Genomic DNA, 13,879 nt, shown 5'->3' on the forward strand with positions numbered 1-13,879 from the left:
CTGACTTGGGTTCACATGAAGTAGTCGAAATCATGTTCGGTGCGCACATGTCGGCGTACTCGAAAGATATGGGCCGGCGCGCTGTGCGGGTCGAGCTCGACGTAGTTACGCGCGCCTTGCCAGAGGTAGCGGGCGTCGCTCAGCAGATCGTGCACTTGATAAGGATGCTCGGGGAGGAGTTGCAGTGCTTCGAGCGGGAGCTCCACCCAGCCGGCTTGGGTATGATGCGGATCGACATTGACCACCACTAAGATCACGTTATCCAGCGCATCGCAGTGCTTGCTGTAACAGACCAATGCCTCATTGTCGACGGGATGAAAGCGCAGACTCCAATCTTGTTGTAGCGCAGGGTTTTCACGCCGAATTTGGTTCACCCGCGTGATGAAGTGGGCAAGGCTGTCGGGACGCTCGAGCTCCCAGGCCCGGATTTCGTATTTCTCCGAGTCCAAATACTCTTCGCTACCGGGTTCGCGCGGTCGCGCTTCGCAGAGCTCGAAGGCCGGACCATAGATTCCGTAATTCGCTCCCAGCGTGGCGGCGAGTACGAGTCGGGTCATAAAAGCAGGTCGCCCGCCGACCTGCAGGTATTCGTTTAGAATGTCAGGCGTATTCGGCCACAGATTGGGCCGGAAGTATTCGCGCGAGGGTGTTTGCGTGAGCTCGGTGAAGTACTCCATGAGCTCCCATTTGTTGTTGCGCCAGGTGAAATACGTGTAGGACTGGGTGAAGCCGAGTTTTGCGAGCCGGTGCATCACTTTGGGGCGGGTAAACGCCTCCGCGAGAAAAATCACCTCGGGGTGTTGTGCTTTGACGTGCGTGATCAGCCACTCCCAGAACGGAAAAGGTTTAGTGTGGGGATTGTCGACCCGGAAAATCCGCACGCCTTGCTCGATCCAGAATAGGAACACGTCTTCGAGTTCATCCCAAAGTCCTTGCCAGTCTTCGCTTTCGAAGTTGAACGGGTAGATGTCCTGATATTTCTTGGGTGGGTTCTCCGCATATTGCACGGTGCCATCCGGACGCCACCGAAACCATTGTGGGGCCTGCTTGACATAGGGGTGATCCGGCGAGCATTGAAAGGCGATATCAAGCGCCACCTCGAGCCCCTGCTCCCGGGCGCGGCGTACCAAGTGACGGAAATCCTCCAGCGTGCCAAGCTGCGGATGCACGGCCTTGTGTCCGCCGGCCTCGGAGCCGATGGCCCAGGGGCTGCCGGGATCCTCGGCGCTGGCGTTCAGGGTGTTGTTACGACCTTTGCGTGCGGTGGTACCGATCGGATGGATGGGTGGCAGGTAGAGCACGTCAAAGCCCATGGCCGCGATGTAGGGCAGGCGCTCGGCACAGCTGCGCAAGCTGCCGTGGGTGCCCGGCTCCTGCACACACGAGCGTGGAAAAAGTTCATACCAAGTGCTGAAGCGGGCATGGGCGACGTCGACTACGACCATAAGCTCGCGCTCATAGGTCGTTGCAAACATGCGATCGGGGGATTGCGCCATCAGTTGGGCGAGAGCGGGGTCAAGTGCCTGCGAGCGGCGCGTGAGCGGATCGCCTGCGGTGCGCAGTGCCTTTGCATAACGGTGCAGTTCTGCGGCATCCGGCGGCTCGTTTGCGCGGGCCGCCGCGGCCTCGATGAGTTCGGCGCCAATCATTAGGGCGCTGGCAATATCCTCCGCTTTGGTGCGCTTTTTCAGCTCGGCGCACCAGGTACGAAAATGATCCACCCAGGCGGTGACGGTGTAACCGTACCGCCCGAGCTCGTCCACCGCAAACTCCCCGCTCCAGCGATCGTTGCCGAGCGGGCGCATCGCCACTTCCGTCCATGTTTCGGTGGCCGCTTTGCGGTAGCAGAGCACGCAGGCGAGCTGATCGTGGCCGTCGACGAAGGCGTCCGCCTCCACCACAACTTTCTCGCCGAGCGTGCGTTTGATCGGGAAACGACCCGCGTCTACCGCCGGTGCAACGCCTTCGATCACAACGCGTTTGCGGCCGTCGCTCTGCGACGATGCAGCCATAGACAGATCCCCCTCTGTGCGATAGCTGTGGCGTCTGCGCCTTTGGCTAACCGGTTAGCGATCGACTGGCTTCAGGTAAAGCACACCGAGCGGCGGCAGAGTCAACGCCAACGAGTGATAGCGGCCATGCTGCGGTATGGGAGCGGCCTCGAGGCGACCGAAGTTACCTTGCCCACTGCCGGCATAGAGTTCGGCGTCGCTGTTGAGCAGCTCCTGCCAGGCGCCACCGCACGGCACGCCTATGCGATAGTTGGTCCGCTCCACGGGAGTGAAGTTGCAAACCACCAGCAGGACTTGCTCAGGGTCGCGGCCGCGGCGCAAGAAACTGATGATGCTCTTCTCCCAATCGTGGGCATCGACCCATTCGAACCCATCGGCGGCGAAGTCGATTTCATGCAACGCGCGCTCTGCCCGATAGCAGCGGTTCAAATCCTGTAACCAGCGTTGCAGCCCCTGTGGAAATGCGTGTTCGAGTCGATGCCAGTCGAGGCTTGCATCGTGGTTCCACTCGCCCCATTGACCGAGCTCGCCCCCCATGAACAAGAGCTTTTTGCCAGGATGGGCCCACATATAACCATAGAGCAAGCGCAGATTAGCGAACTTTTGCCACTCGTCACCCGGCATCCTGTCGAGCAGTGAGCCCTTGCCGTGTACGACCTCGTCATGGGAGAAAGGAAGCACGAAGTTCTCGTTGAACGCGTACCACAGGCTGAAGGTGAGCTCGTTATGATGGTGTTTGCGGTAAACGGGGTCTTGCGTGAAATAACGCAAGGTGTCGTGCATCCAGCCCATGTTCCACTTCATGCCGAAGCCGAGCCCGCCCAGGTAGATAGGCCGTGAGACCATGGGCCAGGCCGTGGATTCCTCGGCGATGATCTGCACATCGGGGTGATCCCGATAGGCGGCTTCATTGAGGCTGCGCAGCATGGCGATGGCGTCCAGGTTCTCGTTGCCGCCGTGCTCGTTTGGAATCCACTCGCCGGGCTTGCGTCCATAGTCGAGGTAGAGCATGGAGGCAACCGCATCCACTCGCAGCCCGTCGAGATGGTAGCGCTCGAGCCAGTGCAGCGCGCTGCTGACGAGGAATGAGCGCACCTCATGCCGACCGTAGTTGAAAATGTAGCTCTTCCACTCTGGGTGAAAGCCTTTTTTTGGATCGGCATGCTCGAATAGATAGGTGCCGTCGAAGTAAGCCAGGCCGTGGCCGTCACCGGGAAAATGAGAGGGTACCCAGTCGAGGATAACGCCGATGCCGTTGCGATGGAGGTAATCGACGAAGTACATGAAGTCTTCGGGCGTGCCGTAACGCGCCGTCGGTGCGAAATAGCCGACGACTTGATAGCCCCAGGAGCCGTAGAAAGGGTGCTCCATGATCGGCAGGATCTCGACGTGAGTAAAGCCCGTCTCCAGGACGTGAGCGGCGAGCGCTGGTGCGATTTCGCGGTAGTTGAGCGGGCGGTTGTCTTCTTCCGGCACCCGGCGCCAGGAGCCGAGATGTACTTCATAGATGGAGATCGGCGCATCAAGGGCGTTGGCACGCTGGCGCCGCTTCATCCACTCCGCGTCTTGCCAAGCATAACGTGGCTGCCAGATTCGCGAGGAAGTCCCAGGCGGCATTTCCCAGTAGCACGCGAAGGGGTCACCTTTGTCGGCTCGATAACGATGCCAACCGGATTCGATGTGATATTTATACAACGCGCCTTGGCCGACGCCGGCGATGAAGCCTTCCCAGATCCCGGATTGATCGTCCCGCGGGGCGAGTTCATGGACATCGGGCTGCCAGCCGTTGAACTCGCCGATGACGGAGACCTGTTCGGCATTGGGCGCCCAGACAGCGAAGTAGGTTCCTTCGGTGCCCTCCGAGGTCATGGGATGGGCACCCAGCTTCTCGTGCAGCCTGAAGTGTGTGCCTTGCTTGAAGAGATAGACGTCGTGGTCGGTCAGCCGGCTGACGTCATGGCGAATCGGCGCGCTGTCACTGCAAATGAATGAAGTCATAATGAAAACGTGTAACGCCTCTTTTGTTACTGTCAAGCCAAAGCGCGACGCCGTGTGGACCGGCTCTAGTTTTTTCCGTCAATTCATGGCCGCGCCTGCGCTGGAAACTACGATTAGCCGCTTTCTTGTCCTTCCGGCGCAGGCCGGAATCCAGTTGAACAAGATGGACCTTAGTATGCGCCGGGATGGATGAATAGATCAGACTTCCGGAGTAGGGCCAGCCAGGCTGGATAACAGGACTCGACTCAAGCGCGCCCGACGATTGAACAGCAGATCTTAGCATGCGGCAGATTGCACCTGACCCAATCCGAGCCGAATACGCCCGGCTATCACATCAGTATGACCATCGTTGGTCGTTCTATGTTTCACAAAGTGTCGAGGAAACGTTGCGGCGCGTACCGGTCCAGCCGAGTGACCGGGTGCTCGACATTGGCTGTGGCACCGGCACCTTGCTGCAGGCGCTGCGCCAGCGCTACCCGTATATTGCTCTGACCGGTATCGATGCCTCCGCCGAGATGCTGGCGGTCGCCGCCGCGAAGCTGGGGCCGAGCGCCCGGCTTTGTCTGGCCAGCGCGCAGCGTTTACCCCTTCGTGGCGAGGCTTTCGATTTGGTGGTTTCCACCAGCGCGCTGCACTACTTCCGCGATCCCGCGCGCGCCGTGGCCGAGATGAGGCGGGTGGTTCGCCCGCAGGGGCGCATTGCCGTCACCGACTGGTGCCGTGATTTTTGGACCTGCCGGTTGTTGGATCAGGCACTGCGCCGGTTCAACGCCGCCCATTATCGGACCTACACGCTGGCCCAATGCGCGGGGATGCTGCAGCAGGCTGGGTTGCGGCTAGAGCGTGTGGAGCGCTACAAGATCGATTGGCTATGGGGGCTGATGACCGTGGTCGCGGTCAAGACGTCCGCCTGAGCGGCAAGCTGTTGAGCCGAGCAAAATCGTCATCGATGCCAGGGTTGCCGTTACAATAGGCGGTTGAAGAAAATGGCACGCCCGATGCTCTGGCTCTTCTGAGCGCTGCCAGCCTCGCCGCGTCTGCTCCCTGACGGCGGAGTGCACCAACTCAGTCAGGTCTGAACCGGCCATTTGGCACAGACAGAAGCTCTATCGTGCTCGATGTGTTGAAACAAGACGTGACTCTGAACCACGAAGCCATGAAGTGGTGAGATATTACAGCCTTATCGAAGGAGGCGAGGAGTAATGCTTGGCGATCGGAGCGGCGCGAACATCCATTTACCGAAAGGTCTTTTTGTCACCGGCACGGACACCGGGGTCGGGAAAACCGTGGTAGCAGCCATGCTGGCGCTGGGTTTGCGAGCGCGCTATTGGAAACCCATCCAATCCGGGCTCGACGAGGAGACGGATACGCAGTTCGTAAAACGCGTAACGGGCCTGAGCGACGCCTACTTCGCCGAGGAACGCTTTCGTTTGACCGCGCCCTTATCACCCCATGCCTCGGCGGCACTGGATGGCCTCGATATTCGTGTGCGTGATTTTGCGCTGCCTGCGGCCCTCCCCGAGGGAAAAATCGTAGTCGAAGGCGCCGGCGGTTTGCTGGTGCCGCTCAATTCCACGCAGTTGCTAATCGATCTGATCGATCATCTCGGGCTTCCCGTTATTTTGGTCACACGCACGAGCCTTGGTACAATCAATCACACGTTATTATCCATCGAACAGCTTCGACAGCGTTCCATACCAATCGTCGGCGTTATCATGAACGGCCTGGAGAATAAAATAAATCATGAGGCAATCGAGCATTACGGAAAAGTTTCGGTACTCGGAGTGGTTGATCGGGTCGACCCGATCGATTCGGATGCGTTGCAAGCTATGTTCGATAAAATTTTTAGTTAAATTTTAGAGCCGTTTTGGCTATGCAGGAAAAATATTCAGGTTCTCATCCCAATATTTGGTACCCATTCACGCCAATCAAAGGGGCACCGACGCCGCTTAAGGTTACATCCGGTAACGGGGCTTGGATCGAGCTGGCGGGAGGAAAACAGCTGCTGGATCTGATATCGAGCTGGTGGGTCAATGTGCTCGGTCACGCAAGACCCGAAATCGCCGATGCGATTCATGGGCAAGCGAAATGTCTAGAGCATGTCATTTTTGCCGGTTTCACCCATGAGCCAGCAGAGAAATTAGCAGAAACGCTCGCTGGGAAATTGCCCGGTCGATTGAATCGTGTTTTCTATTCGGATAATGGCTCCAGCGCCGTGGAAATCGCCATCAAACAGGCTTGGCAATATTGGGCCAATCTCGGCGAAAAACGTGAATCTTTCATCTGCTTCGATCATGGCTATCATGGCGATACTTTCGGCGCCATGTCGGTCAGTGCCCGTTCGCTCTTTACCGATGTATACAAAGAGTTATTGTTCCCGGTCGAATCTGTGCCGTATCCGGTGACCTGGCGTGGAGACGACGAAATTCAGGAAAAAGAAGCCGCGGCGCTTGGCCGGCTTACCCAACTTCTCGAGCAAAACCCCAAGCGCTATGCGGCGATCATCATCGAGCCTCTGGTGCAAGGCGCGGGCGGGATGCGCATGTGCCGGCCGGAATTTCTGCAGGCGCTGCGCCGTCTGTCGCACGAGCACGATACGCTGCTCATCTTCGATGAAGTGATGACTGGCTTCGGTCGGACGGGGGCTTGGTTTGCTTGCGAGCGCGCCGGGATCGAGCCGGACGTGATCGCCCTTGCCAAAGGGCTGACCGGCGGATTTTTGCCGCTGGCGGCGACGGTCTGCTCCGATTCCGTCTATGAGGCATTCGCAAGCGCGGATCCGGCCAAGACCCTGTTCCATGGCCACAGCTATACCGCGAATCCGCTCGGCTGTGCCGCCGCCAATGCGACGCTGAAGTTGCTCGAGCAAAACGAATACGCCTTCAAAAACCTGGAGCAGGAACATATCGAGCATCTGGCGAAGCTGGAGGATCATCCCAAGCTCGATAAAATCCGCGTGACCGGAACCATCGCCGCCATGGATATCAAAACGGCCGACCGGCCGGGCTATCTGAATCAAGTTTCCGCCATTATCAAACGCAAGGCTTTCGAGCAGGGCTTGCTGCTGCGCCCGCTCGGCAACGTGCTGTATTTGATGCCGCCGTACTGCATCACTAGAGACGAGCTTGCGCAGGCCTATCGGGGCATCGCCGCTATTCTCGACGAGCTGTGATCGCTTGAGCTTGCCGGCGTGTCGTCAGAGGTAGCCGGGATGCGGCGACCGCGAAGCTGACGATGTTCCTGGAGCAATGCGCTATGTGTGAATTCGCCTGCTGGGATCGCCGAGCTGCACTCGGCAAACTTCTCCACTGTGGCAGCGCGACTATTGGGACCGGTTCATCCGCAACGAGCGGCATCTTTTGACGACTATCCGATACATCGAAAACAATCCAGTCGCAGCCGGCCTGGTCCTCACCCCGGATGACTGGCAGTGGGGCAGCGCTGGATGCAGCAACCATGCCGAGTATAACTCGGCGATCCCAGGACGGTTCTCGGGGAAGCAAGCGTATTTGAATATCTCCACTTCGAAAAGCCGTTCGTTGACCAGTTCGCAGCGCTGAACTGACAGGCCAACGCGGTAGCCGGTGTATCGAATTCCTGAAAGTCGCGGTCGTCGTCTCTCGGACCCCCTTAACAAGCCTGCGGCCATTACAGGGACGGGCAAGGAAGCCAAGCGCTGAAACGCCACCAAGAACTTCTCCCGGCCTCCATGTCCGCATCGAGCGGGTCGCGACATGCGGCAAGTTGATGAAGACCGAGGCTGGCGCTTGGCCTTCGGCACTCGGTGAACCCCAGTTCTTGGACAGGAAGGGAACTCGCGGAAGAACGTGGGGTTCTTATTGTTATGGTCCGCCAATAAGGCCATGCTTATAGAGCAGGCCGAGCGGCGAAGGCACAAAATCCCATAGCGGAGCAGGTAAGCCGATGTCATTTTTCAGATGGCTGATCAATACTTGGAAAGGCCGTGCCGTACTAACGCTTATCGTGCTGCTTGTCGCAGTGCGGATAGCGCTGCCCTCGCTGGTTTTGAACTACGTCAATGATACGCTCGATAATATTCCTGGCTACCAGGGCCGTATTGCAGATATCGATATCCACCTATGGCGGGGCGCTTATAAAATACAGAATATAGAACTCGTCAAGACCGACAGTCCCGTTCCCAAACCGTTATTCGCTGCCGATACCATCGACCTTTCTGTGTTGTGGAGCGCGCTTTTTCGTGGCGCCGTCGTTGCCGAAGTCTATATGACTAAGCCGCAGGTCAATTTTGTCGCCGGCAAAAAAGGGCAGGAAGCACAAACGGGCGAGGATAAGGAGTGGACCGAGGTTGCGCAAGAACTGGTCCCGATCAACATCGACCGTTTCCAAGCCGTCAATGGTAGCATTCATTATTATGATTTCAATAGCGACCCGCAGGTCGATGTTTATATAAATAACGTCGATGCCGTCCTTCGCAACCTGAACAACAGCCGCGGCAAAGGCAAAGAACGTCTAGCCAAGCTTAAGGTCCATGCGCTCGCTATGAACCATGCCGATGTCAATCTGAATTTGAACATCGACCCATTCGCCGCAAAGCCGGACTTCAATTTCGATTTTCGTCTGCTTCATCTGCAGATGACTCGAATCAGGGAATACCTTAAAGCTTACGCACCGTTCGACGCCAACAGCGGCACGCTCGACCTGGTCGTCGAGATGGCCGCAAAGGACGGCGCTGTCGATGGCTATATCAAACCGATTTTAAAGAATCTCGATATCTTGAGTTGGAACAAAGACGTGGAACAGGATGAGGATAATCCTTTCCGCGTGATCCTTGAAGCTACGTCAGGCTTTTTTACCGATTTGTTGCAGAATCAACCGAAAGATCAATTCGCTACGCGGGTGCCGATCTCTGGGCGGCTAGACGATCCAAGTGTCGGCGTCTTACCAGCTATTGGTAATATCCTAAAGAATGGGTTTGTCAAGGCGTTTCGCCCCACCTTAGAGCATTCGGTGACGCCACCCAAGTAAATAAAAAAGTGGTCGAGCCCCACTCCGATAATACGGTGCTCAAATGGACGATTTTGCCTTACGGATTGGATCGGGCGGTTTGTCACGGATTCTGACCCGAATGAGCAAGAATCTATATCTCCGCAGGGGTGTCATCGGTATAAATAAGAACAAATCGCCACGGCCGCGCAGATGCCGGTGAGATCGGCGGTGAGGGCGGCCGCCAGCGCGTGGCGGATGCGCCGAATCTGAACGGCGCCAAAGTAGACGGCCAGAACGTAGAAAGTGGTCTCGGTCGAGCCCTGCAGGGTCGATACCAGATAGCCGGTGTAGCTGTCCGGGCCGATCGCCGGATCCTGGATGATGGAGGCCAAGATGCCGTAGGCGCCCGACCCGGACAGCGGCCGCAGCAAGGCCATGGGCAGCGCCTGCGCCGGCAGTCCGACCGTCTCCGTTAAAGGCCCGAGCAGGTGGACCAGGGCAGCGAGCGCACCACTGGCGCGGAGCATACCGAGCGCCGCCAGGATGGCCACTAAGTAAGGGATGATCCGCACCGCTACCCAGAACCCGTCTTTCGCCCCCTCGACGAATGCCTCGTAGACGGCGACTCGTCGGAGCCAGCCGAAAGTCAGAAAGCCGACAAACAGCAGTGGGATGATCCACGGCGAAAGTGCCTGGCCGAAAAAGATCGTCAGCGGGATCAAGCCGGCCAGTGTCCCGAGCGCGAGCATCGATACCCACAACGGGTAGGGTTCGCCCGTATTCGGCACCGGCGCATTGATTCGATCCGCTGACTTGGAGTCCGGGGTAGGGGTGTTGTGGGTGGTTTCGGGCAAAGCCGGCGTCGCCGCAAACGGTGTGAACGATCGATATAACTTGGCCGCTAGGATGGCCGCCGCAGTCGCAGCCATGGTCGCGACCAAGGTGGTTGGGAGAATCCCCGCGGGATCCTGGGAGCCGGCGGAGGCGCGCAGTGCGATGACGCCGGTCGGCAGCAGGGTCACGCTGGAGGTGTTGATGGCGAGGAACAAGACCATGGGATCCGTGGCAACCCCCGGCTTGGTGTTCAGGCGATCCAATTCCTGCATGGCCCGAATTCCGAATGGGGTGGCGGCGTTGCCAAGCCCCAAGGCATTGGCGGAGAGGTTGAGGATCATCGCCCCCATCGCCGGATGGTCCGGGGGAACCTCCGGAAACAGCCGGCTCATCAAGGGACTGATGAGCCGCGCGATGATGGTGAGCAGGCCCCCGGCTTCGGCCACCTTCATCAAGCCCAGGAACAAGGCCATAACTCCGATGAGGCCGACCGCCAGCTCGACCGCACCGGCGGCTGAGTCGATCATGGCCTGGCTCAGCGCCTGCATGCCGGCACCGTTGCCGGTGAGTTGCCCCCAAGTGGCGAACCCGAAGGAGACGATGACAAGCGCGAAGAAAACCGCATTCAATACAGCGTTCCCCAAAAGCCGGCGGTGTTGGTGCTTCCCGCCGAATCGGTGTCCCGAGCGGGTTGTTAGCCAGGACCCGTTGCTGGCGCTTTGGCTACAACCACCATTGCCAGAACCGGGTTACGGTTTTCTTGAATAGACCTTTGGCTTCGAGAGCCCGTTACCGTTCCACCTCGTCACGCCGGTATGCCAATAGGGGCGCGATCTTCGCGAGCACCTCGCAGACTACCTCAGCGTCGGCTTTCGCTTTGTAAGTGGCTCGCCGCGCACGCCAATCCAGCGTGTGTATCTGGTCGGCGAGCACGACACCGCTCACACCCGGTAAGCCGGAGATGGCGACCTCAAAGGGGTAGCCTTTGACTTGGTTGGTGATCGGACAGACGAGCGCCATACCCGCGCGGCCGTTGTAGGCGCCGGGACTGAGAACCAACGCCGGACGGTGGCCCGCTTGCTCGTGGCCGGCTTGGGGCGTGAGGTTCAGCCACACCACATCCCCTTGTTTCGGCACGTACGCTCGCCGAGGCATCTACTCCGTTTCCTCGCCTTCCGGTTGCCCCCATGAAACCTCCGCATGGCGGTTGTCCTCCGTGATTCTCTCAACCAGCTTGGCAAGGTCGTAAGCTGGAGCGGGTCGTACACGACGGATCAACAGCCCATCGCCGCTCTGCTCGATCTCGACTTCATCGTTGATGGCGAGCCCACCGCGCTCGAGCAAGTCGCGCGGTAGACGAACGGCCGCGCTATTGCCCCATTTGCTGACTGTCGTACGCATCTTCGTGTTACTCATGAGCGGTTGCTCACCGATGTAGTTATTCTATAAACGTTGACATAATGGAGGTGACGTGTCTACAGCGTAGATACTTGGTAACAGCCGAGCTAAGCAAACGTTCGCCCGCCGACCCAACACATTGGCAAAATAGCAAGGATATCTTTGATCTTATTGGAGATGTGCCGCTTCAGAGGCCGATCGCCAGCTCGACCGCACCGGCGGCCGAGTCGATCATGCCTTGGCTCGGCGCCTGCATGCCGGCACTGTTTCCGTTGATCTGCCCCCAAACGGCGAATCCGAAAGAGGCGACGACAAGCGCGAAGAAAACCGTATTCAAGGCAGCGATCCCCCAGAAAGCCAGCGGTGATTCCCGCCGAGCCGGTGCCCCCCGATAGGGTTGTTAGCCAGGATCCGTTGCTGGTGCTTTGGTTACAACCACCATTGCCAAAATCGAGCTACGGATTCCTTGAAGCGTGTCCACAATGAGCGATGGCGCCACTGCGCCAAGGTGATTCGGTTCGAATGAGCCAGATCATGAGTGAAGAGCGTCTCCATTTGCTCGGCGAAGTCACGCCCCAGGATAACGGCGTTGATCTCGTCATTGTGCCGAAAGCTGCGCCAATCGAGGTTGCTGGATCCGATGGTCGACCAAACACCATCGATCACGATGGTTTTGGCATGTAGCACGCGATCCCGCCGCTCATAGATTGTAATTCCCGCTTCGAGCAGGCTCGTATAATGCGAGTGCCCGGCGGCAAGTGCTAGCCACGAATCGCTGTGCTTCGGAAGGATCAGGATTACCGAGACTCCGCGCCGAGCGGCTTCCTTCAGTGCATCCAAAAAATGCTGATTAGGAACGAAATAGGCGTTTGTAATATGAATGGTTCGGCTGGCGCTGCGTATAGCCGAGATCAAGGTGGCGTAGATCAGCGGAACGGGCGCGTCCGCACTGCTCGCGATCGCTCGGACGATGTGTTTCCCTGCGGGGCGGATGTCGGGGAAATAGCTGCTTGGTGTCAGCGGAGGCCCTGCCTGGCTTTTCCAGTGTTGGATAAAGGCCTTTTGAAACTCGGCGGCCGCAGGTCCTTCGATTCGCACATCGGTATCCCGCCATGAATACCCCACTTTTCCTCCCTGCTGGGTGTCGGAGCCTGAGCCGCTGAGCTCCGCTCCCAGGTTGATTCCGCCTATGAATACAACCTCACCGTCGACGATGAGTAGCTTGCGGTGATCGCGGTTATTGATCGTGGTGAGCGTGTCGATCGCCAAAGGATCGATTGGATTAAATTCCAGCAGCCGGATGCCCGCTTTTCGCAGGCGCTCGAAAAATACCGGTGATGTGTCTAGGGAGCCGTAAGAGTCGTAAATCAGATTAATCTCCAATCCCTTTCGGTGTTTCTGTGCCAGTAGATCGACGAGTGTTCGAGTGAGTGGATTGTCTTCGAGAATGAAGGTCTCGATGTTGACGTTGTGTTTAGCCTTGCTGATCGCCTCGTACATAGCCGCATAAGTGGCCGGCCCGTTCACCAGCAAGGTGACTTTGTTGCCGAGTATCAGCGAGTTTCCGCTGATCGCCCGCTCAATCGCGAGGTGTTGTTGCAGAATGCCATCGTCTCCCGGTGTGGCGTGCTCAAGTCGGTCAAGGATGGCCTCGCTTTGCTTGATGCTGAGAGGACCATGAGCGCCGTAAAAATCCGGGCTAGGATCGATATGATATGAATGTGGGTAACGCCCGACATCCGGCAGCGTCGAGCAGGAGGCGAGTAGCGCGGTGCTCGTCAAAAACAGCAATCGATACAGGAGCTCTTGCAACACAATTCGAAGTCGATTCGCGCCAGAGGATGGCAGGGTAAACGGCTTGTATCACGTGATGGTACGAGGGTTTTGGTGATTTGAACATAAAGGCGCAAGACCGCTGGCCTTTGCGCACGGGGTCGGTATGGCCGTACGCGCTCGTCATACCCCTTGGCGCTAGCGCCAAGGGGTATCCAGAGAAATGGCCTCGAACGGTGGCGCACACAAATGGGTTCTCCATCCCCGAAGCTTGCGACGGCGCTCCACTGCCCGTTCTCAAGCGCAAAAACCTCCAACCGACGCGCCATGGGATCAATAAGCCACGCCTGCCGGACGCCGTATCGAGCGTACATCGGTAGCTTTACCTCGCGATCCTTGCTGGCCGTGGAAGGGGACAAAACCTCGCAGATCCAGTCCGGAACAACAGTAAACCGTTGATTATGGGGTAGGCGCGGCATGCGCTCGCGCCGCCATCCGGCAATGTCGGGAACGGTCACCTCGGCATCGCGCACCAGATGCACTTCGGGTTCGTCAATAATCCACCAGCCTCCCGGCCCGCCACGCCCGCGACTGAACGGGTTTACCAGGTCGGCGCCCAGATTTGAGGCAGTCAACGCATGGAGACCCGATGGACGGGGCTGCGTATGCAACTGCCCGTTGATCAGTTCACCGACGACCCCAGCGGGGAGCGCCTCGATGGCCTCGTAGAGCGAGCGCAAGTGGGCGACGTTCGGCATTGGTTCGACTCCATGGCTGGTTAGCAGAGCATCCGGCCGCCAGCCACCATTACACTAGCAATACTATCAGCGTCTGTTAGCTCCCGTATTGGAAGCCTCGAATTCAAAAAAGCTGCCGATCAAGCTCGGCAGCCAAAG

At 58.2% G+C, this 13,879-nt stretch carries 12 protein-coding genes; 4 read left to right on the forward strand and 8 right to left on the reverse strand.

Annotated elements, in window-relative coordinates; translation table 11 throughout:
- Positions 1-11 precede the first annotated feature (11 nt).
- Together NB231_RS15545 and glgB are read right to left on the reverse strand one after the other, a co-directional pair.
- Entirely contained in the window at positions 12-2,012 is a 2,001-nt protein-coding gene (locus NB231_RS15545) for an alpha-1,4-glucan--maltose-1-phosphate maltosyltransferase (RefSeq protein WP_005004716.1), read from the reverse strand.
- A 54-nt stretch (positions 2,013-2,066) separates the two neighbouring features.
- Positions 2,067-4,010, reverse strand: a complete 1,944-nt coding sequence (glgB, locus tag NB231_RS15550; RefSeq protein WP_005004718.1) for a 1,4-alpha-glucan branching protein GlgB — start codon at positions 4,008-4,010, stop codon at positions 2,067-2,069.
- 281 nt (positions 4,011-4,291) lie between these two features.
- Here glgB and NB231_RS15560 point away from each other — a divergent pair, with 281 nt between their 5' ends.
- From NB231_RS15560 to NB231_RS15575, 4 genes are all read left to right on the forward strand, one after another.
- Entirely contained in the window at positions 4,292-4,924 is a 633-nt protein-coding gene (locus tag NB231_RS15560; protein ID WP_005004722.1) for a class I SAM-dependent methyltransferase, read from the forward strand.
- A 288-nt stretch (positions 4,925-5,212) separates the two neighbouring features.
- A complete protein-coding gene (gene bioD, locus NB231_RS15565) occupies positions 5,213-5,863 on the forward strand; it encodes a dethiobiotin synthase (RefSeq protein WP_005004724.1) in 651 nt (216 codons plus the stop codon).
- Positions 5,864-5,883: 20 nt separating this feature from the next.
- Positions 5,884-7,182, forward strand: coding sequence for an adenosylmethionine--8-amino-7-oxononanoate transaminase (gene bioA, locus NB231_RS15570; protein WP_005004725.1), 1,299 nt, complete (start codon positions 5,884-5,886; stop codon positions 7,180-7,182).
- Between the two features lie 752 nt (positions 7,183-7,934).
- The gene (locus NB231_RS15575; protein ID WP_005004726.1) at positions 7,935-9,017 is read left to right on the forward strand and encodes a DUF748 domain-containing protein; all 1,083 of its coding nucleotides are present in this window, start codon (positions 7,935-7,937) and stop codon (positions 9,015-9,017) included.
- Positions 9,018-9,148: 131 nt separating this feature from the next.
- Here NB231_RS15575 and NB231_RS15580 read toward each other — a convergent pair whose 3' ends face one another.
- From NB231_RS15580 to NB231_RS15600, 6 genes are all read right to left on the reverse strand, one after another.
- Positions 9,149-10,441, reverse strand: coding sequence for a nucleoside recognition domain-containing protein (locus tag NB231_RS15580; protein WP_005004728.1), 1,293 nt, complete (start codon positions 10,439-10,441; stop codon positions 9,149-9,151).
- 160 nt (positions 10,442-10,601) lie between these two features.
- Positions 10,602-10,967 carry an endoribonuclease MazF gene (gene mazF / locus NB231_RS15585; RefSeq protein ID WP_005004730.1) on the reverse strand — a complete coding sequence of 122 codons (366 nt, stop codon included), beginning with the start codon at positions 10,965-10,967 and terminating at the stop codon, positions 10,602-10,604.
- The gene (locus NB231_RS15590; RefSeq protein WP_005004731.1) at positions 10,968-11,228 is read right to left on the reverse strand and encodes an AbrB/MazE/SpoVT family DNA-binding domain-containing protein; all 261 of its coding nucleotides are present in this window, start codon (positions 11,226-11,228) and stop codon (positions 10,968-10,970) included.
- 169 nt (positions 11,229-11,397) lie between these two features.
- Positions 11,398-11,547: a hypothetical protein gene (locus NB231_RS18835; RefSeq protein ID WP_005004735.1), complete on the reverse strand. Its 150-nt coding sequence runs from the start codon at positions 11,545-11,547 to the stop codon at positions 11,398-11,400.
- Between the two features lie 92 nt (positions 11,548-11,639).
- A complete protein-coding gene (cls, locus tag NB231_RS15595; RefSeq protein WP_005004737.1) occupies positions 11,640-13,025 on the reverse strand; it encodes a cardiolipin synthase in 1,386 nt (461 codons plus the stop codon).
- A complete protein-coding gene (locus NB231_RS15600) occupies positions 12,989-13,741 on the reverse strand; it encodes a Uma2 family endonuclease (RefSeq protein ID WP_005004739.1) in 753 nt (250 codons plus the stop codon). The genes cls and NB231_RS15600 overlap by 37 nt, the downstream gene beginning before the upstream one ends.
- Between the last annotated feature and the right edge of the window lie 138 nt (positions 13,742-13,879).

The organism is Nitrococcus mobilis Nb-231 (genome assembly GCF_000153205.1).
Classification (GTDB): Bacteria; Pseudomonadota; Gammaproteobacteria; order Nitrococcales; family Nitrococcaceae; genus Nitrococcus; species Nitrococcus mobilis.

What these genes read in the sequence shown, in the direction of transcription:
- bioD (WP_005004724.1), top strand. Translation starts at nt 5,213, where the DNA reads ATGCTTGGCGATCGGAGCGGCGCGAACATCCATTTACCGAAAGGTCTT.
- bioA (WP_005004725.1), top strand. Translation starts at nt 5,884, where the DNA reads ATGCAGGAAAAATATTCAGGTTCTCATCCCAATATTTGGTACCCATTC.
- glgB (WP_005004718.1), bottom strand. Translation starts at nt 4,010, where the DNA reads ATGACTTCATTCATTTGCAGTGACAGCGCGCCGATTCGCCATGACGTC.
- NB231_RS15600 (WP_005004739.1), bottom strand. Translation starts at nt 13,741, where the DNA reads ATGCCGAACGTCGCCCACTTGCGCTCGCTCTACGAGGCCATCGAGGCG.
- NB231_RS15545 (WP_005004716.1), bottom strand. Translation starts at nt 2,012, where the DNA reads ATGGCTGCATCGTCGCAGAGCGACGGCCGCAAACGCGTTGTGATCGAA.
- NB231_RS15575 (WP_005004726.1), top strand. Translation starts at nt 7,935, where the DNA reads ATGTCATTTTTCAGATGGCTGATCAATACTTGGAAAGGCCGTGCCGTA.
- NB231_RS15590 (WP_005004731.1), bottom strand. Translation starts at nt 11,228, where the DNA reads ATGAGTAACACGAAGATGCGTACGACAGTCAGCAAATGGGGCAATAGC.
- mazF (WP_005004730.1), bottom strand. Translation starts at nt 10,967, where the DNA reads ATGCCTCGGCGAGCGTACGTGCCGAAACAAGGGGATGTGGTGTGGCTG.
- NB231_RS15560 (WP_005004722.1), top strand. Translation starts at nt 4,292, where the DNA reads ATGCGGCAGATTGCACCTGACCCAATCCGAGCCGAATACGCCCGGCTA.